35 protein-coding genes, 2 tRNA genes and 1 rRNA gene are annotated in these 22,383 nt (G+C 49.6%); 32 read left to right on the top strand and 6 right to left on the bottom strand.

Annotated elements, in window-relative coordinates; translation table 11 throughout:
- Positions 1 to 3 precede the first annotated feature (3 nt).
- From rplP to arfA, 23 genes are all read left to right on the top strand, one after another.
- Positions 4 to 414: a 50S ribosomal protein L16 gene (rplP, locus tag A1WG_RS11045; protein ID WP_000941212.1), complete on the top strand. Its 411-nt coding sequence runs from the start codon at positions 4 to 6 to the stop codon at positions 412 to 414.
- On the top strand, positions 414 to 605 hold the full coding sequence (gene rpmC, locus A1WG_RS11040) for a 50S ribosomal protein L29 (RefSeq protein ID WP_000644742.1): 192 nt from the start codon (positions 414 to 416) through the stop codon (positions 603 to 605). Before rplP ends, rpmC begins: the two co-directional genes overlap by 1 nt.
- Positions 605 to 859 (top strand): 30S ribosomal protein S17, encoded by a 255-nt coding sequence (rpsQ, locus tag A1WG_RS11035; RefSeq protein WP_000130100.1) that lies wholly within the window; start codon positions 605 to 607, stop codon positions 857 to 859. Before rpmC ends, rpsQ begins: the two co-directional genes overlap by 1 nt.
- Before the next feature lie 164 nt (positions 860 to 1,023).
- The gene (rplN, locus tag A1WG_RS11030; protein WP_000613955.1) at positions 1,024 to 1,395 is read left to right on the top strand and encodes a 50S ribosomal protein L14; all 372 of its coding nucleotides are present in this window, start codon (positions 1,024 to 1,026) and stop codon (positions 1,393 to 1,395) included.
- 10 nt (positions 1,396 to 1,405) lie between these two features.
- Positions 1,406 to 1,720, top strand: a complete 315-nt coding sequence (gene rplX, locus A1WG_RS11025; RefSeq protein ID WP_000729185.1) for a 50S ribosomal protein L24 — start codon at positions 1,406 to 1,408, stop codon at positions 1,718 to 1,720.
- A gap of 14 nt (positions 1,721 to 1,734) precedes the next feature.
- Positions 1,735 to 2,274: a 50S ribosomal protein L5 gene (gene rplE, locus A1WG_RS11020; protein ID WP_001096200.1), complete on the top strand. Its 540-nt coding sequence runs from the start codon at positions 1,735 to 1,737 to the stop codon at positions 2,272 to 2,274.
- A 14-nt stretch (positions 2,275 to 2,288) separates the two neighbouring features.
- The gene (gene rpsN, locus A1WG_RS11015) at positions 2,289 to 2,594 is read left to right on the top strand and encodes a 30S ribosomal protein S14 (RefSeq protein ID WP_001118930.1); all 306 of its coding nucleotides are present in this window, start codon (positions 2,289 to 2,291) and stop codon (positions 2,592 to 2,594) included.
- A 33-nt stretch (positions 2,595 to 2,627) separates the two neighbouring features.
- A complete protein-coding gene (rpsH, locus tag A1WG_RS11010) occupies positions 2,628 to 3,020 on the top strand; it encodes a 30S ribosomal protein S8 (protein WP_000062611.1) in 393 nt (130 codons plus the stop codon).
- A gap of 12 nt (positions 3,021 to 3,032) precedes the next feature.
- On the top strand, positions 3,033 to 3,566 hold the full coding sequence (gene rplF / locus A1WG_RS11005; protein ID WP_000091945.1) for a 50S ribosomal protein L6: 534 nt from the start codon (positions 3,033 to 3,035) through the stop codon (positions 3,564 to 3,566).
- 9 nt (positions 3,567 to 3,575) lie between these two features.
- Entirely contained in the window at positions 3,576 to 3,929 is a 354-nt protein-coding gene (gene rplR / locus A1WG_RS11000; RefSeq protein ID WP_000358960.1) for a 50S ribosomal protein L18, read from the top strand.
- Between the two features lie 14 nt (positions 3,930 to 3,943).
- A complete protein-coding gene (gene rpsE, locus A1WG_RS10995) occupies positions 3,944 to 4,447 on the top strand; it encodes a 30S ribosomal protein S5 (protein ID WP_000940122.1) in 504 nt (167 codons plus the stop codon).
- A gap of 3 nt (positions 4,448 to 4,450) precedes the next feature.
- Positions 4,451 to 4,630 (top strand): 50S ribosomal protein L30, encoded by a 180-nt coding sequence (gene rpmD, locus A1WG_RS10990; protein ID WP_001140433.1) that lies wholly within the window; start codon positions 4,451 to 4,453, stop codon positions 4,628 to 4,630.
- 3 nt (positions 4,631 to 4,633) lie between these two features.
- Positions 4,634 to 5,068: a 50S ribosomal protein L15 gene (gene rplO / locus A1WG_RS10985; RefSeq protein ID WP_001238917.1), complete on the top strand. Its 435-nt coding sequence runs from the start codon at positions 4,634 to 4,636 to the stop codon at positions 5,066 to 5,068.
- A 7-nt stretch (positions 5,069 to 5,075) separates the two neighbouring features.
- The gene (gene secY / locus A1WG_RS10980) at positions 5,076 to 6,407 is read left to right on the top strand and encodes a preprotein translocase subunit SecY (RefSeq protein ID WP_001118864.1); all 1,332 of its coding nucleotides are present in this window, start codon (positions 5,076 to 5,078) and stop codon (positions 6,405 to 6,407) included.
- A 31-nt stretch (positions 6,408 to 6,438) separates the two neighbouring features.
- Positions 6,439 to 6,555, top strand: a complete 117-nt coding sequence (gene rpmJ, locus A1WG_RS10975) for a 50S ribosomal protein L36 (protein ID WP_000868187.1) — start codon at positions 6,439 to 6,441, stop codon at positions 6,553 to 6,555.
- Positions 6,556 to 6,701: 146 nt separating this feature from the next.
- Positions 6,702 to 7,058, top strand: coding sequence for a 30S ribosomal protein S13 (rpsM, locus tag A1WG_RS10970; protein ID WP_000090775.1), 357 nt, complete (start codon positions 6,702 to 6,704; stop codon positions 7,056 to 7,058).
- Between the two features lie 16 nt (positions 7,059 to 7,074).
- A complete protein-coding gene (gene rpsK, locus A1WG_RS10965; protein ID WP_001029684.1) occupies positions 7,075 to 7,464 on the top strand; it encodes a 30S ribosomal protein S11 in 390 nt (129 codons plus the stop codon).
- A 33-nt stretch (positions 7,465 to 7,497) separates the two neighbouring features.
- Positions 7,498 to 8,118 (top strand): 30S ribosomal protein S4, encoded by a 621-nt coding sequence (gene rpsD / locus A1WG_RS10960; protein ID WP_000135224.1) that lies wholly within the window; start codon positions 7,498 to 7,500, stop codon positions 8,116 to 8,118.
- A 25-nt stretch (positions 8,119 to 8,143) separates the two neighbouring features.
- A complete protein-coding gene (locus A1WG_RS10955) occupies positions 8,144 to 9,133 on the top strand; it encodes a DNA-directed RNA polymerase subunit alpha (RefSeq protein WP_001162094.1) in 990 nt (329 codons plus the stop codon).
- A gap of 40 nt (positions 9,134 to 9,173) precedes the next feature.
- Positions 9,174 to 9,560 (top strand): 50S ribosomal protein L17, encoded by a 387-nt coding sequence (rplQ, locus tag A1WG_RS10950; protein ID WP_001216372.1) that lies wholly within the window; start codon positions 9,174 to 9,176, stop codon positions 9,558 to 9,560.
- A 106-nt stretch (positions 9,561 to 9,666) separates the two neighbouring features.
- Entirely contained in the window at positions 9,667 to 10,035 is a 369-nt protein-coding gene (locus A1WG_RS10945; RefSeq protein WP_000266523.1) for a DnaJ family domain-containing protein, read from the top strand.
- 10 nt (positions 10,036 to 10,045) lie between these two features.
- On the top strand, positions 10,046 to 10,471 hold the full coding sequence (gene zntR, locus A1WG_RS10940; RefSeq protein ID WP_000285595.1) for a Zn(2+)-responsive transcriptional regulator: 426 nt from the start codon (positions 10,046 to 10,048) through the stop codon (positions 10,469 to 10,471).
- 55 nt (positions 10,472 to 10,526) lie between these two features.
- Entirely contained in the window at positions 10,527 to 10,745 is a 219-nt protein-coding gene (gene arfA / locus A1WG_RS10935) for an alternative ribosome-rescue factor ArfA (protein ID WP_000092705.1), read from the top strand.
- On the opposite strand, the gene mscL is transcribed toward arfA, so the two are convergent.
- From mscL to def, 5 genes are all read right to left on the bottom strand, one after another.
- Positions 10,742 to 11,152, bottom strand: coding sequence for a large-conductance mechanosensitive channel protein MscL (gene mscL, locus A1WG_RS10930; protein WP_000022446.1), 411 nt, complete (start codon positions 11,150 to 11,152; stop codon positions 10,742 to 10,744). The genes arfA and mscL overlap by 4 nt on opposite strands.
- Positions 11,153 to 11,281: 129 nt before the next feature.
- Positions 11,282 to 12,658 carry a Trk system potassium transporter TrkA gene (gene trkA, locus A1WG_RS10925; RefSeq protein WP_001517201.1) on the bottom strand — a complete coding sequence of 459 codons (1,377 nt, stop codon included), beginning with the start codon at positions 12,656 to 12,658 and terminating at the stop codon, positions 11,282 to 11,284.
- Between the two features lie 21 nt (positions 12,659 to 12,679).
- Positions 12,680 to 13,969 carry a 16S rRNA (cytosine(967)-C(5))-methyltransferase RsmB gene (rsmB, locus tag A1WG_RS10920; RefSeq protein ID WP_000744787.1) on the bottom strand — a complete coding sequence of 430 codons (1,290 nt, stop codon included), beginning with the start codon at positions 13,967 to 13,969 and terminating at the stop codon, positions 12,680 to 12,682.
- Between the two features lie 51 nt (positions 13,970 to 14,020).
- Positions 14,021 to 14,968 (bottom strand): methionyl-tRNA formyltransferase, encoded by a 948-nt coding sequence (fmt, locus tag A1WG_RS10915; protein ID WP_000004467.1) that lies wholly within the window; start codon positions 14,966 to 14,968, stop codon positions 14,021 to 14,023.
- A gap of 14 nt (positions 14,969 to 14,982) precedes the next feature.
- Positions 14,983 to 15,492: a peptide deformylase gene (def, locus tag A1WG_RS10910; protein WP_000114984.1), complete on the bottom strand. Its 510-nt coding sequence runs from the start codon at positions 15,490 to 15,492 to the stop codon at positions 14,983 to 14,985.
- Positions 15,493 to 15,624: 132 nt separating this feature from the next.
- On the opposite strand from def, the gene dprA reads away from it, so the two are divergent.
- From dprA to A1WG_RS10880, 6 genes are read left to right on the top strand one after another with little or no spacing between them, the layout of a single operon-like run.
- Positions 15,625 to 16,749: a DNA-protecting protein DprA gene (dprA, locus tag A1WG_RS10905; protein WP_001517200.1), complete on the top strand. Its 1,125-nt coding sequence runs from the start codon at positions 15,625 to 15,627 to the stop codon at positions 16,747 to 16,749.
- Positions 16,721 to 17,194, top strand: coding sequence for a DUF494 family protein Smg (gene smg, locus A1WG_RS10900; protein ID WP_000460672.1), 474 nt, complete (start codon positions 16,721 to 16,723; stop codon positions 17,192 to 17,194). Before dprA ends, smg begins: the two co-directional genes overlap by 29 nt.
- Positions 17,195 to 17,222: 28 nt before the next feature.
- Positions 17,223 to 17,765, top strand: coding sequence for a DNA topoisomerase family protein (locus A1WG_RS10895; RefSeq protein ID WP_001517199.1), 543 nt, complete (start codon positions 17,223 to 17,225; stop codon positions 17,763 to 17,765).
- 4 nt (positions 17,766 to 17,769) lie between these two features.
- Positions 17,770 to 18,342, top strand: coding sequence for an L-threonylcarbamoyladenylate synthase type 1 TsaC (gene tsaC / locus A1WG_RS10890; RefSeq protein ID WP_001517198.1), 573 nt, complete (start codon positions 17,770 to 17,772; stop codon positions 18,340 to 18,342).
- A 4-nt stretch (positions 18,343 to 18,346) separates the two neighbouring features.
- A complete protein-coding gene (gene aroE / locus A1WG_RS10885) occupies positions 18,347 to 19,165 on the top strand; it encodes a shikimate dehydrogenase (protein ID WP_024191913.1) in 819 nt (272 codons plus the stop codon).
- Positions 19,162 to 19,419 carry a DUF1488 family protein gene (locus A1WG_RS10880; RefSeq protein WP_001070589.1) on the top strand — a complete coding sequence of 86 codons (258 nt, stop codon included), beginning with the start codon at positions 19,162 to 19,164 and terminating at the stop codon, positions 19,417 to 19,419. The genes aroE and A1WG_RS10880 overlap by 4 nt, the downstream gene beginning before the upstream one ends.
- Here the strand turns inward: A1WG_RS10880 and A1WG_RS10875 are convergent.
- Positions 19,395 to 19,949: a gamma carbonic anhydrase family protein gene (locus A1WG_RS10875; protein WP_001278230.1), complete on the bottom strand. Its 555-nt coding sequence runs from the start codon at positions 19,947 to 19,949 to the stop codon at positions 19,395 to 19,397. The two genes, A1WG_RS10880 and A1WG_RS10875, sit on opposite strands and share 25 nt — an antisense overlap.
- A 471-nt stretch (positions 19,950 to 20,420) precedes the next feature.
- Here A1WG_RS10875 and A1WG_RS10870 point away from each other — a divergent pair.
- The 3 genes from A1WG_RS10870 to A1WG_RS10860 all read left to right on the top strand — a co-directional run bounded on the left by A1WG_RS10870 (position 20,421) and on the right by A1WG_RS10860 (position 22,225).
- A 16S ribosomal RNA gene (locus A1WG_RS10870) occupies positions 20,421 to 21,962 on the top strand.
- 68 nt (positions 21,963 to 22,030) lie between these two features.
- Positions 22,031 to 22,107, top strand: a tRNA-Ile gene (locus A1WG_RS10865).
- A 42-nt stretch (positions 22,108 to 22,149) separates the two neighbouring features.
- Positions 22,150 to 22,225 (top strand) — tRNA-Ala (locus A1WG_RS10860).
- The last annotated feature ends 158 nt before the right edge of the window (positions 22,226 to 22,383 follow it).

Consider the following 22,383-nt stretch of genomic DNA (forward strand, 5'->3'; position numbering starts at 1 on the left):
CTGATGTTACAACCAAAGCGTACAAAATTCCGTAAAATGCACAAAGGCCGTAACCGCGGTCTGGCGCAGGGTACGGATGTTAGCTTCGGCAGCTTCGGTCTGAAAGCTGTTGGCCGTGGTCGTCTGACTGCACGTCAGATCGAAGCAGCACGTCGTGCTATGACCCGTGCAGTTAAGCGTCAAGGTAAGATCTGGATCCGTGTGTTCCCGGACAAACCGATCACTGAAAAGCCGCTGGCAGTGCGTATGGGTAAAGGTAAAGGTAACGTGGAGTATTGGGTTGCCTTGATTCAGCCGGGTAAAGTCCTGTATGAAATGGACGGTGTTCCGGAAGAGCTGGCCCGTGAAGCATTCAAGCTGGCAGCAGCGAAACTGCCGATTAAAACCACCTTTGTAACTAAGACGGTGATGTAATGAAAGCAAAAGAGCTGCGTGAGAAGAGCGTTGAAGAGCTGAACACCGAGCTGCTGAACCTGCTGCGTGAGCAGTTCAACCTGCGTATGCAGGCTGCAAGTGGCCAGCTGCAACAGTCTCACCTGTTGAAGCAAGTGCGTCGCGATGTCGCACGCGTTAAGACTTTACTGACTGAGAAGGCGGGTGCGTAATGACCGATAAAATCCGTACTCTGCAAGGTCGCGTTGTTAGCGACAAAATGGAGAAATCCATTGTTGTTGCTATCGAACGTTTTGTGAAACACCCGATCTACGGTAAATTCATCAAGCGTACGACCAAACTGCACGTACATGACGAGAACAACGAATGCGGTATCGGTGACGTGGTTGAAATCCGCGAATGCCGTCCGCTGTCCAAGACCAAATCCTGGACGCTGGTTCGCGTTGTAGAGAAAGCGGTTCTGTAATACAGTACACTTTCTTGATACGAATAAACGGCTCAGCGATGAGCCGTTTATTTTTTCTACCCTTATCGTTGAAGCGGTGTTATAATGCCGCGCCCTCGATATGGGGCTTTTTAACGGCCTGATTTTCGGGTCTCAGTAGTAGTTGACATTAGCGGAGCACTAAAATGATCCAAGAACAGACTATGCTGAACGTCGCCGACAACTCCGGTGCACGTCGCGTAATGTGTATCAAGGTTCTGGGTGGCTCGCACCGTCGCTACGCAGGCGTAGGCGACATCATCAAGATCACCATCAAAGAAGCAATTCCGCGTGGTAAGGTCAAAAAAGGTGATGTGCTGAAGGCGGTAGTGGTGCGCACCAAGAAGGGTGTTCGTCGCCCGGACGGTTCTGTCATTCGCTTCGATGGTAATGCTTGTGTTCTTCTGAACAACAACAGCGAGCAGCCTATCGGTACGCGTATTTTTGGGCCGGTAACTCGTGAGCTTCGTAGTGAGAAGTTCATGAAAATTATCTCTCTGGCACCAGAAGTACTCTAAGGAGCGAATCATGGCAGCGAAGATCCGTCGTGATGACGAAGTTATCGTGTTAACCGGTAAAGATAAAGGTAAGCGCGGTAAAGTTAAGAATGTCCTGTCTTCCGGCAAGGTCATTGTTGAAGGTATCAACCTGGTTAAGAAACACCAGAAGCCAGTTCCGGCTCTGAACCAACCGGGTGGCATCGTTGAGAAAGAAGCCGCTATTCAGGTTTCCAACGTAGCAATCTTCAATGCGGCAACCGGCAAGGCTGACCGTGTAGGCTTTAGATTCGAAGACGGTAAAAAAGTCCGTTTCTTCAAGTCTAACAGCGAAACTATCAAGTAATTTGGAGTAGTACGATGGCGAAACTGCATGATTACTACAAAGACGAAGTAGTTAAAAAACTCATGACTGAGTTTAACTACAATTCTGTCATGCAAGTCCCTCGGGTCGAGAAGATCACCCTGAACATGGGTGTTGGTGAAGCGATCGCTGACAAAAAACTGCTGGATAACGCAGCAGCAGACCTGGCAGCAATCTCCGGTCAAAAACCGCTGATCACCAAAGCACGCAAATCTGTTGCAGGCTTCAAAATCCGTCAGGGCTATCCGATCGGCTGTAAAGTAACTCTGCGTGGCGAACGCATGTGGGAGTTCTTTGAGCGCCTGATCACTATTGCTGTACCGCGTATCCGTGACTTCCGTGGCTTGTCCGCTAAGTCTTTCGACGGTCGTGGTAACTACAGCATGGGTGTCCGTGAGCAGATCATCTTCCCAGAAATCGACTACGATAAAGTCGACCGCGTTCGTGGTTTGGATATTACCATTACCACTACTGCGAAATCTGACGAAGAAGGCCGTGCTCTGCTGGCTGCCTTTGACTTCCCGTTCCGCAAGTAAGGTAGGGTTACTAAATGGCTAAGCAATCAATGAAAGCACGCGAAGTAAAACGCGTAGCTTTAGCTGATAAATACTTCGCGAAACGCGCTGAACTGAAAGCGATCATCTCTGATGTGAACGCTTCCGACGAAGATCGTTGGAATGCTGTTCTCAAGCTGCAGACTCTGCCGCGTGATTCCAGCCCGTCTCGTCAGCGTAACCGCTGCCGTCAAACAGGTCGTCCGCATGGTTTCCTGCGGAAGTTCGGGTTGAGCCGTATTAAGGTCCGTGAAGCCGCTATGCGCGGTGAAATCCCGGGTCTGAAAAAGGCTAGCTGGTAATTGTCACCAATTGAATCACGGGAGTAAAGACAGATGAGCATGCAAGATCCGATCGCGGATATGCTGACCCGTATCCGTAACGGTCAGGCCGCGAACAAAGCTGCGGTCACCATGCCTTCCTCCAAGCTGAAAGTGGCAATCGCCAACGTGCTGAAGGAAGAAGGTTTTATTGAAGATTTTAAAGTTGAAGGCGACACCAAGCCTGAACTGGAACTGACTCTTAAGTATTTCCAGGGCAAAGCTGTTGTAGAAAGCATTCAGCGTGTCAGCCGCCCAGGTCTGCGCATCTATAAACGTAAAGATGAGCTGCCGAAAGTTATGGCGGGTCTGGGTATCGCAGTTGTTTCTACCTCTAAAGGTGTTATGACTGATCGTGCAGCGCGCCAGGCTGGTCTTGGTGGCGAAATTATCTGCTACGTAGCCTAATCGGAGGAAAAAATGTCTCGTGTTGCTAAAGCACCGGTCGTTGTTCCTGCCGGCGTTGATGTAAAAATCAACGGTCAGGTTATTACGATCAAAGGTAAAAACGGCGAGCTGACTCGTACTCTCAACGATGCTGTTGAAGTTAAACATGCAGATAATACCCTGACCTTCGGTCCGCGTGATGGTTACGCAGACGGTTGGGCACAGGCTGGCACTGCGCGTGCCCTGCTGAACTCAATGGTTATCGGTGTTACCGAAGGCTTCACTAAGAAGCTGCAGCTGGTTGGTGTAGGTTATCGTGCAGCGGTTAAAGGCAATGTGATTAACCTGTCTCTGGGTTTCTCTCATCCTGTTGACCATCAGCTGCCTGCGGGTATCACTGCTGAATGTCCGACTCAGACTGAAATCGTGCTGAAAGGCGCTGATAAGCAGGTGATCGGCCAGGTTGCAGCGGATCTGCGCGCCTACCGTCGTCCTGAGCCTTATAAAGGCAAGGGTGTTCGTTACGCCGACGAAGTCGTGCGTACCAAAGAGGCTAAGAAGAAGTAAGGTAACACTATGGATAAGAAATCTGCTCGTATCCGTCGTGCGACCCGCGCACGCCGCAAGCTCCAGGAGCTGGGCGCAACTCGCCTGGTGGTACATCGTACCCCGCGTCACATTTACGCACAGGTAATTGCACCGAACGGTTCTGAAGTTCTGGTAGCTGCTTCTACTGTAGAAAAAGCTATCGCTGAACAACTGAAGTACACCGGTAACAAAGACGCGGCTGCAGCTGTGGGTAAGGCTGTCGCTGAACGCGCTCTGGAAAAAGGCATCAAAGATGTATCCTTTGACCGTTCCGGGTTCCAATATCATGGTCGTGTCCAGGCACTGGCAGATGCTGCCCGTGAAGCTGGCCTTCAGTTCTAAGGTAGAGGTGTAAGATGGCTCACATCGAAAAACAAGCTGGCGAACTGCAGGAAAAGCTGATCGCGGTAAACCGCGTATCTAAAACCGTTAAAGGTGGTCGTATTTTCTCCTTCACAGCTCTGACTGTAGTAGGCGATGGTAACGGTCGCGTTGGTTTTGGTTACGGTAAAGCGCGTGAAGTTCCAGCAGCGATCCAGAAAGCGATGGAAAAAGCCCGTCGCAATATGATTAACGTCGCGCTGAATAACGGCACTCTGCAGCACCCTGTTAAAGGTGTTCATACGGGTTCTCGCGTATTCATGCAGCCGGCTTCCGAAGGTACTGGTATCATTGCCGGTGGTGCAATGCGCGCCGTTCTGGAAGTCGCTGGAGTTCATAACGTTCTGGCTAAAGCATATGGTTCTACCAACCCGATCAACGTGGTTCGTGCAACTATTGATGGCCTGGAAAATATGAGTTCTCCAGAAATGGTCGCTGCCAAGCGTGGTAAATCCGTTGAAGAAATTCTGGGGAAATAAACCATGGCAAAGACTATTAAAATTACTCAAACCCGCAGTGCAATCGGTCGTCTGCCGAAACACAAGGCAACGCTGCTTGGCCTGGGTCTGCGTCGTATTGGTCACACCGTAGAGCGCGAGGATACTCCTGCTATTCGCGGTATGATCAACGCGGTTTCCTTCATGGTTAAAGTTGAGGAGTAAGAGATGCGTTTAAATACTCTGTCTCCGGCCGAAGGCTCCAAAAAGGCGGGTAAACGCCTGGGTCGTGGTATCGGTTCTGGCCTCGGTAAAACCGGTGGTCGTGGTCACAAAGGTCAGAAGTCTCGTTCTGGCGGTGGCGTACGTCGCGGTTTTGAGGGTGGTCAGATGCCTCTGTACCGTCGTCTGCCGAAATTCGGCTTCACTTCTCGTAAAGCAGCGATTACAGCCGAAGTTCGTCTGTCTGACCTGGCTAAAGTAGAAGGCGGTGTTGTAGACCTGAATACGCTGAAAGCGGCTAACATTATCGGTATCCAGATCGAGTTCGCGAAAGTGATCCTGGCTGGTGAAGTTACAACTCCGGTAACTGTTCGTGGCCTGCGTGTTACTAAAGGCGCTCGTGCTGCTATCGAAGCTGCTGGCGGTAAAATCGAGGAATAAGTAGCAGATGGCTAAACAACCGGGATTAGATTTTCAAAGTGCCAAAGGTGGCTTAGGCGAGCTGAAACGCAGACTGCTGTTTGTTATCGGTGCGCTGATTGTGTTCCGTATTGGCTCTTTCATTCCGATCCCTGGTATTGATGCCGCTGTACTTGCCAAACTGCTTGAGCAACAGCGAGGCACCATCATTGAAATGTTCAACATGTTCTCTGGTGGTGCTCTCAGCCGTGCTTCTATCTTTGCTCTGGGTATTATGCCGTACATTTCGGCATCAATTATTATCCAGTTGCTGACGGTGGTCCATCCAACGCTGGCAGAAATTAAGAAAGAAGGGGAGTCTGGTCGTCGTAAGATCAGCCAGTACACCCGCTACGGTACTCTGGTGCTGGCAATATTTCAGTCGATCGGTATTGCTACCGGTCTTCCGAATATGCCTGGTATGCAAGGCCTGGTTATGAATCCGGGCTTTGCATTCTACTTCACCGCTGTTGTAAGTCTGGTCACAGGAACAATGTTCCTGATGTGGTTGGGTGAACAGATTACTGAACGTGGTATCGGCAACGGTATCTCAATCATTATCTTCGCCGGTATTGTCGCGGGACTCCCGCCAGCCATTGCCCATACTATCGAGCAAGCGCGTCAAGGCGACCTGCACTTCCTCGTGTTGCTGTTGGTTGCAGTATTAGTATTTGCAGTGACGTTCTTTGTTGTATTTGTTGAGCGTGGCCAACGCCGCATTGTGGTAAACTACGCGAAACGTCAGCAGGGTCGTCGTGTCTATGCTGCACAGAGCACACATTTACCGCTGAAAGTGAATATGGCGGGGGTAATCCCGGCAATCTTCGCTTCCAGTATTATTCTGTTCCCGGCAACCATTGCGTCATGGTTCGGGGGCGGTACTGGTTGGAACTGGCTGACAACAATTTCGCTGTATTTGCAGCCTGGGCAACCGCTTTATGTGTTACTCTATGCGTCTGCAATCATCTTCTTCTGTTTCTTCTACACGGCGTTGGTTTTCAACCCGCGTGAAACAGCAGATAACCTGAAGAAGTCCGGTGCATTTGTACCAGGAATTCGTCCGGGAGAGCAAACGGCGAAGTATATCGATAAAGTAATGACCCGCCTGACCCTGGTTGGTGCGCTGTACATTACCTTTATCTGCCTGATCCCGGAGTTCATGCGTGATGCAATGAAAGTACCGTTCTACTTCGGTGGAACATCACTGCTTATCGTTGTTGTCGTGATTATGGACTTTATGGCTCAAGTGCAAACTCTGATGATGTCCAGTCAGTATGAGTCTGCATTGAAGAAGGCGAACCTGAAAGGCTACGGCCGTTAATTGGGCGCCCGAGAAGTTACGGAGAGTAAAAATGAAAGTTCGTGCTTCCGTCAAGAAATTATGCCGTAACTGCAAAATCGTTAAGCGTGATGGTGTCATCCGTGTGATTTGCAGTGCCGAGCCGAAGCATAAACAGCGCCAAGGCTGATTTATTCGCATATTTTTCTTGCAAAGTTGGGTTGAGCTGGCTAGATTAGCCAGCCAATCTTTTGTATGTCTGTGCGTTTCCATTTGAGTATCCTGAAAACGGGCTTTTCAGCATGGAACGTACATATTAAATAGTAGGAGTGCATAGTGGCCCGTATAGCAGGCATTAACATTCCTGATCATAAGCATGCCGTAATCGCATTAACTTCGATTTATGGCGTCGGCAAGACCCGTTCCAAAGCCATCCTGGCTGCAGCGGGTATCGCTGAAGATGTTAAGATCAGTGAGCTGTCTGAAGGACAAATCGACACGCTGCGTGACGAAGTTGCCAAATTTGTCGTTGAAGGTGATCTGCGCCGTGAAATCAGCATGAGCATCAAGCGCCTGATGGATCTTGGTTGCTATCGCGGTTTGCGTCATCGTCGTGGTCTCCCGGTTCGCGGTCAGCGTACCAAGACCAACGCACGTACCCGTAAGGGTCCGCGCAAACCGATCAAGAAATAATCGGGGTGATTGAATAATGGCAAAGGCACCAATTCGTGCACGTAAACGTGTAAGAAAACAAGTCTCTGACGGCGTGGCTCATATCCATGCTTCTTTCAACAACACCATCGTGACTATCACTGATCGTCAGGGTAACGCGTTGGGTTGGGCAACTGCCGGTGGTTCCGGTTTCCGTGGTTCTCGCAAATCCACTCCGTTTGCAGCTCAGGTTGCAGCAGAGCGTTGCGCTGACGCCGTGAAAGAATACGGCATCAAGAATCTGGAAGTTATGGTTAAAGGTCCGGGTCCAGGCCGCGAATCTACTATTCGTGCTCTGAACGCCGCAGGTTTCCGCATCACTAACATTACTGATGTGACTCCGATCCCTCATAACGGTTGTCGTCCGCCGAAAAAACGTCGCGTATAACGCTTCGTTTTCCAGGTTTGTTGGAGAAAGAAAATGGCAAGATATTTGGGTCCTAAGCTCAAGCTGAGCCGTCGTGAGGGCACCGACTTATTCCTTAAGTCTGGCGTTCGCGCGATCGATACCAAGTGTAAAATTGAACAAGCTCCTGGCCAGCACGGTGCGCGTAAACCGCGTCTGTCTGACTATGGTGTGCAGTTGCGTGAAAAGCAAAAAGTTCGCCGTATCTATGGTGTGCTGGAGCGTCAGTTCCGTAACTACTATAAAGAAGCAGCACGTCTGAAAGGCAACACCGGTGAAAACCTGTTGGCTCTGCTGGAAGGTCGTCTGGACAACGTTGTATACCGTATGGGCTTCGGTGCCACTCGTGCAGAAGCACGTCAGCTGGTTAGCCACAAAGCAATTATGGTAAACGGTCGTGTTGTTAACATCGCTTCTTATCAGGTTAGTCCGAATGACGTTGTAAGCATTCGTGAGAAAGCGAAGAAGCAGTCTCGCGTGAAAGCCGCTCTGGAGCTGGCTGAGCAGCGTGAAAAGCCAACCTGGCTGGAAGTTGATGCTGGCAAGATGGAAGGTACGTTTAAGCGTAAGCCGGAGCGTTCTGATCTGTCTGCGGACATTAACGAACACCTGATCGTCGAGCTTTACTCCAAGTAAAGCTTAGTACCAAAGAGAGGACACAATGCAGGGTTCTGTGACAGAGTTTCTAAAACCGCGCCTGGTTGATATCGAGCAAGTGAGTTCGACGCACGCCAAGGTGACCCTTGAGCCTTTAGAGCGTGGCTTTGGCCATACTCTGGGTAACGCACTGCGCCGTATTCTGCTCTCATCGATGCCGGGTTGCGCGGTGACCGAGGTTGAGATTGATGGTGTACTACATGAGTACAGCACCAAAGAAGGCGTTCAGGAAGATATCCTGGAAATCCTGCTCAACCTGAAAGGGCTGGCGGTGAGAGTTCAGGGCAAAGATGAAGTTATTCTTACCTTGAATAAATCTGGCATTGGCCCTGTGACTGCAGCCGATATCACCCACGACGGTGATGTCGAAATCGTCAAGCCGCAGCACGTGATCTGCCACCTGACCGATGAGAACGCGTCTATTAGCATGCGTATCAAAGTTCAGCGCGGTCGTGGTTATGTGCCGGCTTCTACCCGAATTCATTCGGAAGAAGATGAGCGCCCAATCGGCCGTCTGCTGGTCGACGCATGCTACAGCCCTGTAGAGCGTATTGCCTACAATGTTGAAGCAGCGCGTGTAGAACAGCGTACCGACCTGGACAAGCTGGTCATCGAAATGGAAACCAACGGCACAATCGATCCTGAAGAGGCGATTCGTCGTGCGGCAACCATTCTGGCTGAACAACTGGAAGCTTTCGTTGACTTACGTGATGTACGTCAGCCGGAAGTGAAAGAAGAGAAACCAGAGTTCGATCCGATCCTGCTGCGCCCTGTTGACGATCTGGAATTGACTGTCCGCTCTGCTAACTGCCTTAAAGCAGAAGCTATCCACTATATCGGTGATCTGGTACAGCGTACCGAGGTTGAGCTTCTTAAAACGCCTAACCTTGGTAAAAAATCTCTTACTGAGATTAAAGACGTGCTGGCTTCCCGTGGACTGTCTCTGGGCATGCGCCTGGAAAACTGGCCACCGGCAAGCATCGCTGACGAGTAACCGGATCACAGGTTAAGGTTTTACTGAGAAGGATAAGGTCATGCGCCATCGTAAGAGTGGTCGTCAACTGAACCGCAACAGCAGCCATCGCCAGGCTATGTTCCGCAATATGGCAGGTTCACTGGTTCGTCATGAAATCATCAAGACGACTCTGCCTAAAGCGAAAGAGCTGCGCCGCGTAGTTGAGCCGCTGATTACTCTTGCCAAGACTGATAGCGTAGCTAATCGTCGTCTGGCATTCGCCCGTACTCGTGATAACGAGATCGTGGCAAAACTGTTTAACGAGCTGGGCCCGCGTTTCGCGAGCCGCGCCGGTGGTTACACTCGCATTCTGAAGTGTGGCTTCCGTGCAGGCGACAACGCGCCGATGGCATACATCGAGCTGGTTGATCGTTCTGAATCGAAAGCAGAAGCTGCTGCAGAGTAATCTGAAGCAACGTAAAAAAACCCGCCCCGGCGGGTTTTTTTATACCCGTCGCATCCCCACTTATCTACAATAGCTGTACTCTTTTTGTTCATCCCCTGGAGTATTTATGTGGTTACTTGACCAGTGGGCAGAGCGCCATATATCAGAAGCGCAAGCGAAAGGTGAGTTTGATAACCTACCAGGTAGCGGCGAACCATTGATACTGGATGATGATTCCCATGTGCCACCGGAATTACGTGCGGGGTATCGCTTGTTGAAGAATGCCGGTTGTTTACCGCCAGAACTTGAGCAGCGGAGGGAAGCAATTCAGCTTCTGGATATTCTTAAAAGCATTCGTCAGGACGATCCACAATATCAGGAAGTTAGCCGCAGGTTATCTTTGCTAGAGTTAAAACTGCGACAAGCAGGTTTGAGCACAGAATTTTTACATGGCGAATATGCAGGTAAGCTTCTGAATAAAATTAATGACAACTGAGAGAGCGTTTATGTATCGCATTGGTGAGCTGGCAAAATTGGCGGAAGTGACGCCTGACACTATTCGTTATTATGAAAAGCAGCAGATGATGGATCATGAAGTACGTACCGAAGGTGGTTTTCGTCTTTATACCGAAAGCGATCTCCGACGTTTGAAATTTATTCGCCATGCCAGACAGCTCGGTTTTAGTCTTGAGTCGATCCGTGAGTTGTTGTCGATCCGTATCGATCCTGAACATCATACCTGCCAGGAATCAAAAGGCATTGTGCAGGAAAGACTACAGGAAGTGGAAGCACGAATAGCTGAGTTGCAGAGTATGCAACGTTCACTGCAACGACTTAATGATGCCTGCTGCGGAACAGCCCATAGCAGCGTTTATTGCTCAATTCTCGAAGCTCTTGAGCAAGGTGCAAGTGGTGTGAAAACAGGCTGTTGATTTATTGCACTGGCAGGATTACACTCGCGCGGTTAAATAACCAACAGGAGTTTTTATGAGTCGATATCAGCATACTAAAGGGCAGATAAAGGATAATGCGATTGAAGCATTACTGCATGATCCCTTGTTCAGACAACGAGTTGAGAAAAATAAGAAAGGGAAAGGAAGTTACATGCGTAAAGGCAAACAGGGTAACCGGAATAACTGGGAGGCCAGTGGCAAGAAAGTAAATCACTTTTTTACCACTGGCCTTCTGCTTTCAGGCATTTGTTAAGAGCGGTTATTTTGCTCTTTCAACAAATCGCGAATCTCTGTCAGTAACACTTCTTCTTTAGTTGGTGCTGGTGCCGCTGCCGGTTCTTCTTTTTTACGATTCAGTTTGTTGATTAGCTTAATCGCCATAAAGATGGCAAAGGCAACAATCAGAAAATCAAATACGTTTTGAATGAAGACACCGTAATGCATGACAACAGCGGGTACATCCCCCTGCGCATCGCGTAACGTGACAGCAAACTGTTTAAAGTCGATCCCACCAATTAACAAACCTAGCGGCGGCATGATGATATCGGCAACCAGTGAAGAGACAATCTTACCGAAGGCCGCACCGATAATGACACCCACAGCCAAATCCACCACATTCCCGCGCATCGCAAATTCGCGAAATTCTTTAATAATGCTCATCTTATTCTCCCTATGAAGCTGACATTTATAAGTCTAACAAATGTTAAGCCATTTTCCTGTCAGGAATGAATTTAATTAAACCTTGAAAAACAAAAGGAAATAATAAGGCGCCACAAGACGCCTCATGAATTACAAGAAGAAAGGACTTGGCTGGAAGAGGCGTTCAACGTCGGTAATAAACTTTTTATCTGTCAGGAACATAATCACGTGATCGCCTTGCTCAATGCGCAAATTATCATTGGCTATCATGACATCATTTCCACGAACCACAGCACCGATAATTGTTCCCGGCGGCAGTTTAATTTCATCTATAACCCTACCGACAACACGAGAAGTACTTTCATCCCCGTGAGCAACGGCTTCAATAGCTTCAGCTACACCGCGGCGTAATGAGGAAACACCAACGATATCTGCTTTTCGTACGTGACTGAGTAGCGCAGAAATGGTTGCCTGTTGCGGTGAAATCGCAATATCGATCACGCTTCCTTGAATCAGATCCACATAAGCGCGACGCTGGATCAATACCATTACCTTTTTCGCACCCATGCGTTTAGCAAGCATGGCCGACATGATATTGGCCTCGTCATCGTTGGTGACGGCGATGAACAGATCAACTTGATCAATATGTTCTTCGGCCAACAGTTCTTGATCTGATGCATCACCAAAAAAGACGATCGTATTTTGCAATTTTTCTGCCAGCTCGGCGGCACGTTGCTGATTACGTTCGATGAGTTTGACGCTGTAATCTTTTTCCAGTCGACGCGCCAACCCGGCACCGATATTACCGCCACCAACCAACATAATGCGTTTATACGGTTTTTCCAGGCGCTGTAATTCACTCATCACTGCGCGGATATGTTGCGAAGCGGCAATAAAGAACACTTCATCGCCAGCTTCAACGATGGTTGATCCTTGTGGACGAATGGGGCGATCGTGACGGAAGATGGCCGCTACACGGGTATCGATATGTGGCATATGCTCGCGCATGGTCGAAAGCGCATTACCAATCAGCGGGCCGCCATAATAGGCTTTGACTACTGCCAGGCTGACTTTGCCTTCTGCGAAGTTCACCACCTGTAATGCGCCGGGATATTCAATCAGCCGGTAAATATTATCGATAACCAACTGCTCTGGTGCTATCAGATGATCAATTGGTACAGCGTCTGAATGAAAGAGCTTATCGGCATCCCGGACGTAATCTGGTGAACGGATGCGAGCGATACGGTTAGGGGTGTTGAAAAGCGAGTAGGCTACCTGACAGGCAACCATATTGGTTTCATCTGAACTGGTTACTGCAACCAGCATATCGGCGTCATCGGCACCGGCCTCTCGCAAGACCCGTGGGTGAGAGCCATGACCCTGAACGACTCGCAGGTCAAATTTATCCTGCAAGGTCCGCAGACGCTCACCATTGGTATCGACAACGGTAATATCGTTATTTTCGCCTACCAGGTTTTCCGCCAGCGTGCCACCAACCTGGCCGGCACCCAGAATGATAATTTTCATCAGTCGCGACCCGTTATCTCATCACTTTTTAATTAGCTTAGCGTAAAAGAAGCCGTCACCTTCTTCGGCGTCGGGCAGATTTTGTTTACCCGGTTGCTCTGGTGTTCCTGTTTCGCAAAGCATTGCATCTTCAGTGCGTTGCAGGAAGGCTTTAATCTGTTGGCTATTCTCTTCCGGTAACACCGAACAGGTGGCATAAACTAGCGTTCCACCTGATTTTAGATGCGGCCAGACGGCATCGAGGATTTCTGCCTGTAACTGAGCCAGTTCGGCAATATCGCGATCGCGACGCAGCCATTTTATATCCGGATGGCGACGAATCACACCGGTAGCGGAACAAGGTGCATCTAATAAAATGCGATCGAACTGTTGGCTACCACACCATTGTGCAGGATAGCGACCATCACCTTGTTTCACGGTTGCCTTCATACCGAGACGTTTTAAATTGTCGTAAACGCGAGAGAGGCGCTGTTCGTCAATATCAACCGCCAGAACTTGCGCTTCTGGTGCCACCTCAAGGATATGCGTTGTTTTACCGCCGGGGGCGGCGCAGAGGTCTAAAATATTCTCACCGTTTTGTGGATCCAGATAAGTTACGCAACCTTGCGCCGATGCATCCTGAACGGTGATCCATCCTTCTTCAAAACCGGGTAGTGCATGAACAGGCGTGGGTGTTTCCAGGCGTACTGCATCCAGGTAAACCGCATGTGGGAAGCCGTTCATGCCAGCTTCTTCCAGAAGTGCAATCCAGCTATCGCGGGAATGATGTGTACGGTTAACGCGTAGCCACATTGGCGGGCGTTGGTTATTGGCTTCGACGATGGATTGCCACTGCTCTGGATATGCTTTTTGCAGACGTTTTAATAGCCAGGATGGATGCAGATAGCGCGCATCACTGGCATTAAACTCAGCTAATAACTCATCTTGCTGACGTTGGAACTGACGTAACACGCCATTAATCAACCCCTTAAGTTGTGGACGCTTAATTGCGACTGCGCCTTCAACTGTTTCGGCCAACGCGGCATGAGGTGGAATACGGGTATAAAGCAGTTGATACAAACCAACCATAATCAGGTAATGCACGGTCCGCTGTTTGCCAGTCATTGGACGGGCCATTAACTTATTAATCAGCCAGTCTAACTGTGAGAGCGTACGCAGTACGCCAAAACACAACTCCTGCAGAAGTGCTTTATCTTTATCAGAAACTTTTTGCTGGAGCGGTGGCAGAATGTTGCTTAATGATTGCCCTTGCTCAACGACTTGTTCAACGGCCTGGGCCGCCATGCTACGTAAATTACGTTGTTTTTTCATAAGTATAAAAATAAAAATGCCCGGCAAGACCGGGCTTAGAAGAGTGGACTATCAGGCCAGACGGTTGCCCGGAACAAACCATTCCCGACGAGAATTCAGGAGGTCTTGTGCGCTCATCGCTTTCTTACCCGCAGGTTGTAACGAGAGCAGGTTCAGGATTCCATCACCGGTTGCAACCTGGATACCTTGTTTGTTGGCTTCAAGGATCGTTCCTGGCGCAGCTTTGGTCGCCGTATCAATGACCGACGCTTTCCAGACCTTAACAGGCTGGTCTTCAATTTCCAGCCAGCTCATCGGCCAGGGATTGAAAGCACGAATGCAGCGTTCAAGCTGCGCTGCTGAAAGCGACCAGTCAATACGCGCTTCTTCTTTACTCAACTTTTCGGCGTAAGTGACAAGTGTTTCGTCCTGAACCTCCGGTTTTGCCGTGCCGTCTGCCAGTTGTTTCAGCGTGGCGATAAGCCCTTGTGGACCAAGCCCTGCCAGTTTGTCATACAACGTACCACTAGTATCTTCTGTGGTAATCGGGCAGGAGAGCTTATAGAGCATGTCGCCAGTGTCTAAACCGACATCCATTTGCATAATCGTTACGCCGGTTTCTGCATCGCCCGCCCACAGCGAGCGTTGAATCGGGGCGGCACCGCGCCAGCGTGGCAGCAACGAACCATGAACATTGATGCAACCTAAACGCGGCATCTCCAGCACGGCTTTGGGCAGAATCAGACCATAGGCAACGACAACCATGACATCAGCCTGCAGATCAGCGACCAGTTGCTGGTTTTCTTGTGGACGCAGGGAGACGGGCTGAAAAACGGGTAGACCTTTTTCTTCAGCCAGAACTTTGACCGGGCTGGGCATTAGTTTTTTACCGCGTCCTGCCGGTCGGTCTGGTTGGGTGAACACGCCAACGACGTTATGGCCAGAAGACAACAGCGCGTCGAGATGACGCGCTGCAAAGTCAGGTGTACCCGCAAAAATAATACGTAGTGATTCTGACACGTTAGTTCTTATCCTTAAGCCCGGGCTTTCAGACGATCCAGTTTTTCAACTTTCTGACGAATACGTTGTTGTTTCAGCGGTGACAGATAATCCATAAACAGTTTGCCAACCAAGTGATCCATCTCGTGCTGAATACAGATTGCCAACAGACCGTCTGCTTCCAGTTCGAATGGTTTACCGTCGCGGTCCAGGGCGCGAATTTTAACTTTCTCTGCGCGCGGTACTAAAGCTCGTTGTTCAGGGATCGACAGGCAACCTTCTTCAATGCCTGTTTCGCCGCTTTTTTCTAAAAGCTCCGGATTGATTAATACCAACCGTTCGTCGCGGTTTTCCGAAACATCAATAACAATGATACGTTGGTGGATATCAACCTGGGTTGCTGCCAGGCCAATACCTTCCTCTGCGTACATCGTCTCGAACATATCATCGACGATACGCTGAATTTCTGCATTCACTTCTTCTACCGGTTTAGCAACTTTGCGAAGCCGCTCGTCCGGAATATGTAACACTTGCAAAACTGACATAAATCTCCAGAGATGTGTTCAGGAGTTAGAAAGATTATTTCTTCTATTCTAGACAAATCCCCCTCTGATTGACAGCATCACTGACCAATCGCAAAGATTGCTAAGGCTGCTTATGGCAAGGGGGTGATAAGGATGGTCGACACAGAAATTTGGCTGCGTCTGATGAGTGTGAGTACCTTGTACGGCGATGATATGGTTCGTATTGCTCACTGGTTGGTAGAACAGCCGCATATTGATGCTGTTGTATTGCAGCAAACAGGACTTTCATTGCGGCAGGCACAACGCTTTCTTTCATTTTCGCAGAAGAGTATCGAAAGTTCACGCCGTTGGCTGGAACAACCAAACCATCATTTAATCCCTGCGGACAGCGAATTTTATCCTCCTCAACTTCTTGCGACGACAGATTACCCCGGCGCACTGTTTGTTGCTGGAGAGTTGCACGCGTTGCAATCATTTCAGCTTGCCGTAGTGGGGAGTCGGGCACATTCATGGTATGGCGAACGCTGGGGGCGGCTGTTTTGCGAGTCGCTGGCGGTGCGAGGTGTAACAATTACCAGCGGGTTGGCGCGTGGAATTGATGGAGTGGCGCATAAAGCGGCATTGCAGGTGAATGGCGTCAGTATTGCTGTACTGGGGAATGGACTCAATACCATTCATCCTCGTCGCCATGCCCGACTGGCTACCAGTCTGCTTGAACATGGCGGCGCTCTCGTCTCGGAATTTCCTCTCGATGTTCCACCTCTTGCTTATAATTTTCCGCGAAGAAATCGCATTATAAGTGGTCTAAGTAAAGGGATACTGGTGGTGGAAGCGGCTTTGCGCAGTGGTTCACTGGTGACTGCGCGTTGTGCGCTTGAGCAGGGGCGTGAAGTTTTTGCCTTACCCGGTCCATTAGGTAGCCCCGGTAGTGAAGGGCCCCATTGGCTCATTAAACAAGGTGCGATTCTTGTGACGGAACCGGAAGAAATTCTGGAAAATTTGCAATATGGATTGCACTGGTTGCCAGATGCTCCTGAAAATTCATTTTATTCACCAGATCACGAAGATGTGGCATTGCCATTTCCTGAGCTCCTGGCTAACGTAGGAGATGAGGTAACACCTGTTGACGTCGTCGCTGAACGTGCCGGCCAACCTGTGCCAGAGGTAGTTACTCAACTACTCGAACTGGAGTTAGCAGGGTGGATCGCAGCAGTACCCGGCGGCTATGTCCGATTGAGGAGGGCATGCCATGTTCGACGTACTAATGTATTTGTTTGAAACCTATATTCACACTGAAGCCGAGTTACGTGTGGATCAAGACAAACTTGAACAGGATCTTACCGACGCAGGATTCGATCGAGAAGATATCTACAATGCCCTGCTTTGGCTGGAAAAGCTTGCGGATTATCAGGAAGGATTGGCAGAGCCGATGCAACTGGCCTCTGATCCTCTTTCCATGCGTATTTACACCCCGGAAGAGTGTGAAAGACTGGATGCCAGTTGCCGTGGGTTCCTGCTTTTCCTCGAGCAGATTCAGGTGCTCAACCTTGAAACTCGTGAAATGGTGATAGAGCGAGTGCTCGCGCTGGATACCGCGGAGTTCGACCTGGAAGATCTGAAATGGGTGATCCTGATGGTGTTGTTCAACATTCCGGGCTGCGAAAATGCGTACCAGCAAATGGAAGAATTACTCTTTGAGGTGAATGAAGGTATGCTGCATTAATCATTTCTTTAATTCAGCATAAGTTGTTATGGCAAAATCAGCACTGTTCACGGTGCGTAATAATGAGTCCTGTCCAAAGTGTGGGGCTGAATTGGTTATTCGATCCGGGAAACATGGGCCGTTTCTCGGGTGTTCACAGTATCCGGCATGTGACTATGTCCGTCCCCTGAAATCATCTGCGGACGGCCATGTTGTCAAAGTTCTGGAGGGGCAGGTTTGCCCTGTATGTGACGCAAACCTTGTGTTACGTCAGGGGCGCTTCGGTATGTTTATTGGTTGCAGTAACTACCCTGAATGCGAACATACCGAAATTATCGATAAACCGGACGAAACGACAATTACATGCCCTCAATGTCGGACGGGCCATCTGGTCCAGCGCCGCTCTCGTTATGGTAAAACGTTTCACTCCTGCGATCGCTACCCGGAGTGTCAATTTGCTATTAACTTCAAACCTATAGCCGGTGAGTGTCCTGAGTGTCACTATCCGCTACTCATCGAAAAGAAAACCGCGCAGGGTGTAAAACATTTCTGTGCCAGTAAACAATGTGGAAAGCCGGTTTCGGCGGAATAATAACGTGAATAATAACCTGCAAGAAGATGCTATCGCGACTGCGGTAGATGTCCTCAATGAAGAACGAGTCATCGCTTACCCAACGGAAGCCGTTTTCGGTGTCGGGTGTGATCCTGATAGTGAAACAGCAGTAATGCGACTGTTGGAGTTAAAACAGCGTCCGGTTGATAAGGGGCTGATTTTAATCGCGGCAAGTTACGAGCAGCTCAAACCTTATATTGATGACAGCATGCTGACGGACGCGCAGCGTGAAACCATTTTTTCTCGCTGGCCAGGTCCTGTCACCTTTGTCTTTCCCGCGTCTGCGGCAACGCCGCGCTGGTTGACAGGGTGCTTTGATTCGCTTGCTGTCCGAGTCACCGACCATCCGTTGGTGGTTGCTTTGTGCGAGGCTTATGGTAAACCGCTGGTTTCTACCAGTGCCAACTTGAGTGGGTTGCCGCCCTGTCGAACAGTAGAAGAAGTTCGCAGACAATTTGGTGCGGAGTTCCCGATTGTGCCAGGTGAAACGGGCGGTCGTTTAAATCCTTCAGAAATTCGCGATGCCCTGACGGGTGAACTGTTTCGACAGGGGTAACATGATGCAAGCCTATGCTGTTTTTGGTAATCCGATAGCCCACAGCAAATCGCCATTCATTCATCAGCAATTTGCACAGCAACTGAATATTGAACATCCCTATGGACGCGTACTGGCGCCAATCAATGATTTCATCAACACATTGAATGCTTTCTTTAGTGCTGGTGGTAAAGGTGCGAATGTGACGGTGCCTTTTAAAGAAGAAGCTTTTGCCAGAGCAGATGAACTTACTGAGCGGGCGGCGTTGGCTGGGGCGGTTAATACACTCAAGCGGTTAGAAGATGGACGCCTGCTGGGTGACAATACTGATGGCGTAGGTTTGTTAAGCGATCTGGAACGCCTGTCTTTTATCCGCCCCGGCTTGCGTATTTTGCTCATTGGCGCTGGTGGGGCATCTCGGGGTGTATTACTGCCACTTCTTTCTCTGGATTGTGCGGTGACAATCACTAACCGAACGGTTTCTCGCGCGGAAGAGTTGGCTAAATTATTTGCGCATACTGGTAGTGTTCAGGCCTTGAGCATGGACGAACTGGAGGGGCACGAGTTCGATCTCATTATTAATGCGACATCCAGTGGTATTAGTGGCGATGTTCCGGCGATTCCGGAATCACTCATTCATCCAGGAATTAGTTGTTATGACATGTTCTACCAGAAAGGGAAAACGCCTTTTCTGGTATGGTGTGAGCAGCACGGTTCAAAGCGTAATGCTGATGGTTTAGGAATGCTGGTGGCGCAGGCAGCGCATGCTTTCCTTCTTTGGCATGGTGTTCTGCCCGACGTGGAACCGGTCATTAAACAATTGCAACAGGAGCTGTCCGCGTGAATCAGGCAATCCAGTTTCCAGACAGGGAAGAGTGGAGCGAGAGTAAAAAATGCGTATGTTTTCCTGCTATTGTGAATGGTATGCAATTGACTTGTGCGATTACTGGTGAGAGCCTGGCGCATCGTTTTGCCGGAGATACGCCAGAACATTGGTTAGCGAATTTTCGTCAACATCGCTGGGATCTGGAAGAAGAAGCTGAAAGCTTGATTCAGGATCAAGGCGAAGATGATCAAGGTTGGGTTTGGTTACCCTGATCCAGATACTCGTCTTTCCATTTCACGTAGTTATTAGCTGAATAGCGTAACGCAGATTTTTCTTCATCAGTTAACGGGCGGATCTGTTTGACGGGGCTACCGAGATACAGATATCCGCTCTCCAGGCGTTTATTTTGTGGGACCAGACTACCCGCTCCAACCATCACATCATCTTCTATTACAGCGCCATCAAGTAAAATTGAGCCCATCCCAACCAGTACACGATTCCCAATGGTGCATCCATGAAGCATGACTTTATGCCCAACTGTAACATCATCCCCCACGATCAATGGATTACCTTGAGGATTGGCCGTCGATTTATGGGTCACGTGTAGGACACTGCCATCTTGTATATTCGTTCGGGTGCCAATCTGAACATAATTCACATCACCACGAATCACGACGAGCGGCCAGATCCCCACATCATCAGCCAGACGAACATCACCAATAACCACACTACTGCTGTCGATCATGACTCGTTGACCGATTTGTGGAAAAAGATCCCGGTATGGGCGTAGAGCGTCAGACATACTTACCTCAGCGAAAAATGATTTAACTATGACTTTGGGTGCTTTATTAGCCTTAAGCAAGTGTTTTGCTATGTAAAAATGCGCCATTTTGCATGCGAATGCAGCAAAAAGGCTGAAAAAACAACAAACAGAAAAAAAGATCAAAAAAGTACTTGTGCAAAAAAATGGGATCCCTATAATGCGCCTCCGTTGAGACGACAACGTGAAACACTTCACAAGATGGTCGGAACGACACGGAGAAAAATCCTGAAATTCAGGGTTGACTCTGAAAGAGGAAAGCGTAATATACGCCACCTCGCGACAGTGAGCTGAAAGCCGCGTCGCAACTGCTCTTTAACAATTTATCAGACAATCTGTGTGGGCACTCGAAGATACGGATTCTTAACGTCGCAAGACGCTAAATGAATACCAAGTCTCAAGAGTGAACACGTAATTCATTACGAAGTTTAATTCTTTGAGCATCAAACTTTTAAATTGAAGAGTTTGATCATGGCTCAGATTGAACGCTGGCGGCAGGCCTAACACATGCAAGTCGAACGGTAACAGAAAGAAGCTTGCTTCTTTGCTGACGAGTGGCGGACGGGTGAGTAATGTCTGGGAAACTGCCCGATGGAGGGGGATAACTACTGGAAACGGTAGCTAATACCGCATAACGTCGCAAGACCAAAGAGGGGGACCTTCGGGCCTCTTGCCATCGGATGTGCCCAGATGGGATTAGCTAGTAGGCGGGGTAACGGCCCACCTAGGCGACGATCTCTAGCTGGTCTGAGAGGATGACCAGCCACACTGGAACTGAGACACGGTCCAGACTCCTACGGGAGGCAGCAGTGGGGAATATTGCACAATGGGCGCAAGCCTGATGCAGCCATGCCGCGTGTATGAAGAAGGCCTTCGGGTTGTAAAGTACTTTCAGCGGGGAGGAAGGGAGTAAAGTTAATACCTTTGCTCATTGACGTTACCCGCAGAAGAAGCACCGGCTAACTCCGTGCCAGCAGCCGCGGTAATACGGAGGGTGCAAGCGTTAATCGGAATTACTGGGCGTAAAGCGCACGCAGGCGGTTTGTTAAGTCAGATGTGAAATCCCCGGGCTCAACCTGGGAACTGCATCTGATACTGGCAAGCTTGAGTCTCGTAGAGGGGGGTAGAATTCCAGGTGTAGCGGTGAAATGCGTAGAGATCTGGAGGAATACCGGTGGCGAAGGCGGCCCCCTGGACGAAGACTGACGCTCAGGTGCGAAAGCGTGGGGAGCAAACAGGATTAGATACCCTGGTAGTCCACGCCGTAAACGATGTCGACTTGGAGGTTGTGCCCTTGAGGCGTGGCTTCCGGAGCTAACGCGTTAAGTCGACCGCCTGGGGAGTACGGCCGCAAGGTTAAAACTCAAATGAATTGACGGGGGCCCGCACAAGCGGTGGAGCATGTGGTTTAATTCGATGCAACGCGAAGAACCTTACCTGGTCTTGACATCCACAGAACATTCCAGAGATGGGATGGTGCCTTCGGGAACTGTGAGACAGGTGCTGCATGGCTGTCGTCAGCTCGTGTTGTGAAATGTTGGGTTAAGTCCCGCAACGAGCGCAACCCTTATCCTTTGTTGCCAGCGGTCCGGCCGGGAACTCAAAGGAGACTGCCAGTGATAAACTGGAGGAAGGTGGGGATGACGTCAAGTCATCATGGCCCTTACGACCAGGGCTACACACGTGCTACAATGGCGCATACAAAGAGAAGCGACCTCGCGAGAGCAAGCGGACCTCATAAAGTGCGTCGTAGTCCGGATTGGAGTCTGCAACTCGACTCCATGAAGTCGGAATCGCTAGTAATCGTGGATCAGAATGCCACGGTGAATACGTTCCCGGGCCTTGTACACACCGCCCGTCACACCATGGGAGTGGGTTGCAAAAGAAGTAGGTAGCTTAACCTTCGGGAGGGCGCTTACCACTTTGTGATTCATGACTGGGGTGAAGTCGTAACAAGGTAACCGTAGGGGAACCTGCGGTTGGATCACCTCCTTACCTTAAAGAAGCGTTCTTTGAAGTGCTCACACAGATTGTCTGATGAAAATGAGCAGTAAAACCTCTACAGGCTTGTAGCTCAGGTGGTTAGAGCGCACCCCTGATAAGGGTGAGGTCGGTGGTTCAAGTCCACTCAGGCCTACCAAATTTGCACCGCAAATTTGAAGAGGTTTTAACTACATGTTATGGGGCTATAGCTCAGCTGGGAGAGCGCCTGCTTTGCACGCAGGAGGTCTGCGGTTCGATCCCGCATAGCTCCACCATCTCTGTAGTGATTAAATAAAAAATACTTCAGAGTGTACCTGCAAAGGTTCACTGCGAAGTTTTGCTCTTTAAAAATCTGGATCAAGCTGAAAATTGAAACACTGAACAACGAAAGTTGTTCGTGAGTCTCTCAAATTTTCGCAACACGATGATGGTT

The sequence above is a fragment of the Escherichia sp. KTE96 genome (assembly GCF_000408525.1).
In the GTDB taxonomy this organism is placed as follows: Bacteria; Pseudomonadota; Gammaproteobacteria; order Enterobacterales; family Enterobacteriaceae; genus Escherichia; species Escherichia marmotae.

Coding starts and splice junctions, on each gene's coding strand:
- rpsD (WP_000135224.1), top strand. CDS start 7,498: ATGGCAAGATATTTGGGTCCTAAGCTCAAGCTGAGCCGTCGTGAGGGC.
- rplN (WP_000613955.1), top strand. CDS start 1,024: ATGATCCAAGAACAGACTATGCTGAACGTCGCCGACAACTCCGGTGCA.
- rplR (WP_000358960.1), top strand. CDS start 3,576: ATGGATAAGAAATCTGCTCGTATCCGTCGTGCGACCCGCGCACGCCGC.
- rpsQ (WP_000130100.1), top strand. CDS start 605: ATGACCGATAAAATCCGTACTCTGCAAGGTCGCGTTGTTAGCGACAAA.
- secY (WP_001118864.1), top strand. CDS start 5,076: ATGGCTAAACAACCGGGATTAGATTTTCAAAGTGCCAAAGGTGGCTTA.
- arfA (WP_000092705.1), top strand. CDS start 10,527: ATGAGTCGATATCAGCATACTAAAGGGCAGATAAAGGATAATGCGATT.
- rpmC (WP_000644742.1), top strand. CDS start 414: ATGAAAGCAAAAGAGCTGCGTGAGAAGAGCGTTGAAGAGCTGAACACC.
- rpmJ (WP_000868187.1), top strand. CDS start 6,439: ATGAAAGTTCGTGCTTCCGTCAAGAAATTATGCCGTAACTGCAAAATC.
- rpsN (WP_001118930.1), top strand. CDS start 2,289: ATGGCTAAGCAATCAATGAAAGCACGCGAAGTAAAACGCGTAGCTTTA.
- rpsH (WP_000062611.1), top strand. CDS start 2,628: ATGAGCATGCAAGATCCGATCGCGGATATGCTGACCCGTATCCGTAAC.
- rplO (WP_001238917.1), top strand. CDS start 4,634: ATGCGTTTAAATACTCTGTCTCCGGCCGAAGGCTCCAAAAAGGCGGGT.
- mscL (WP_000022446.1), bottom strand. CDS start 11,152: ATGAGCATTATTAAAGAATTTCGCGAATTTGCGATGCGCGGGAATGTG.
- A1WG_RS10945 (WP_000266523.1), top strand. CDS start 9,667: ATGTGGTTACTTGACCAGTGGGCAGAGCGCCATATATCAGAAGCGCAA.
- A1WG_RS10875 (WP_001278230.1), bottom strand. CDS start 19,949: ATGTCTGACGCTCTACGCCCATACCGGGATCTTTTTCCACAAATCGGT.
- rplF (WP_000091945.1), top strand. CDS start 3,033: ATGTCTCGTGTTGCTAAAGCACCGGTCGTTGTTCCTGCCGGCGTTGAT.
- rpmD (WP_001140433.1), top strand. CDS start 4,451: ATGGCAAAGACTATTAAAATTACTCAAACCCGCAGTGCAATCGGTCGT.
- A1WG_RS10955 (WP_001162094.1), top strand. CDS start 8,144: ATGCAGGGTTCTGTGACAGAGTTTCTAAAACCGCGCCTGGTTGATATC.
- dprA (WP_001517200.1), top strand. CDS start 15,625: ATGGTCGACACAGAAATTTGGCTGCGTCTGATGAGTGTGAGTACCTTG.
- rsmB (WP_000744787.1), bottom strand. CDS start 13,969: ATGAAAAAACAACGTAATTTACGTAGCATGGCGGCCCAGGCCGTTGAA.
- rpsE (WP_000940122.1), top strand. CDS start 3,944: ATGGCTCACATCGAAAAACAAGCTGGCGAACTGCAGGAAAAGCTGATC.
- rpsK (WP_001029684.1), top strand. CDS start 7,075: ATGGCAAAGGCACCAATTCGTGCACGTAAACGTGTAAGAAAACAAGTC.
- rplE (WP_001096200.1), top strand. CDS start 1,735: ATGGCGAAACTGCATGATTACTACAAAGACGAAGTAGTTAAAAAACTC.
- rplX (WP_000729185.1), top strand. CDS start 1,406: ATGGCAGCGAAGATCCGTCGTGATGACGAAGTTATCGTGTTAACCGGT.
- def (WP_000114984.1), bottom strand. CDS start 15,492: ATGTCAGTTTTGCAAGTGTTACATATTCCGGACGAGCGGCTTCGCAAA.
- trkA (WP_001517201.1), bottom strand. CDS start 12,658: ATGAAAATTATCATTCTGGGTGCCGGCCAGGTTGGTGGCACGCTGGCG.
- aroE (WP_024191913.1), top strand. CDS start 18,347: ATGCAAGCCTATGCTGTTTTTGGTAATCCGATAGCCCACAGCAAATCG.
- A1WG_RS10895 (WP_001517199.1), top strand. CDS start 17,223: ATGGCAAAATCAGCACTGTTCACGGTGCGTAATAATGAGTCCTGTCCA.
- rplP (WP_000941212.1), top strand. CDS start 4: ATGTTACAACCAAAGCGTACAAAATTCCGTAAAATGCACAAAGGCCGT.
- smg (WP_000460672.1), top strand. CDS start 16,721: ATGTTCGACGTACTAATGTATTTGTTTGAAACCTATATTCACACTGAA.
- rplQ (WP_001216372.1), top strand. CDS start 9,174: ATGCGCCATCGTAAGAGTGGTCGTCAACTGAACCGCAACAGCAGCCAT.
- zntR (WP_000285595.1), top strand. CDS start 10,046: ATGTATCGCATTGGTGAGCTGGCAAAATTGGCGGAAGTGACGCCTGAC.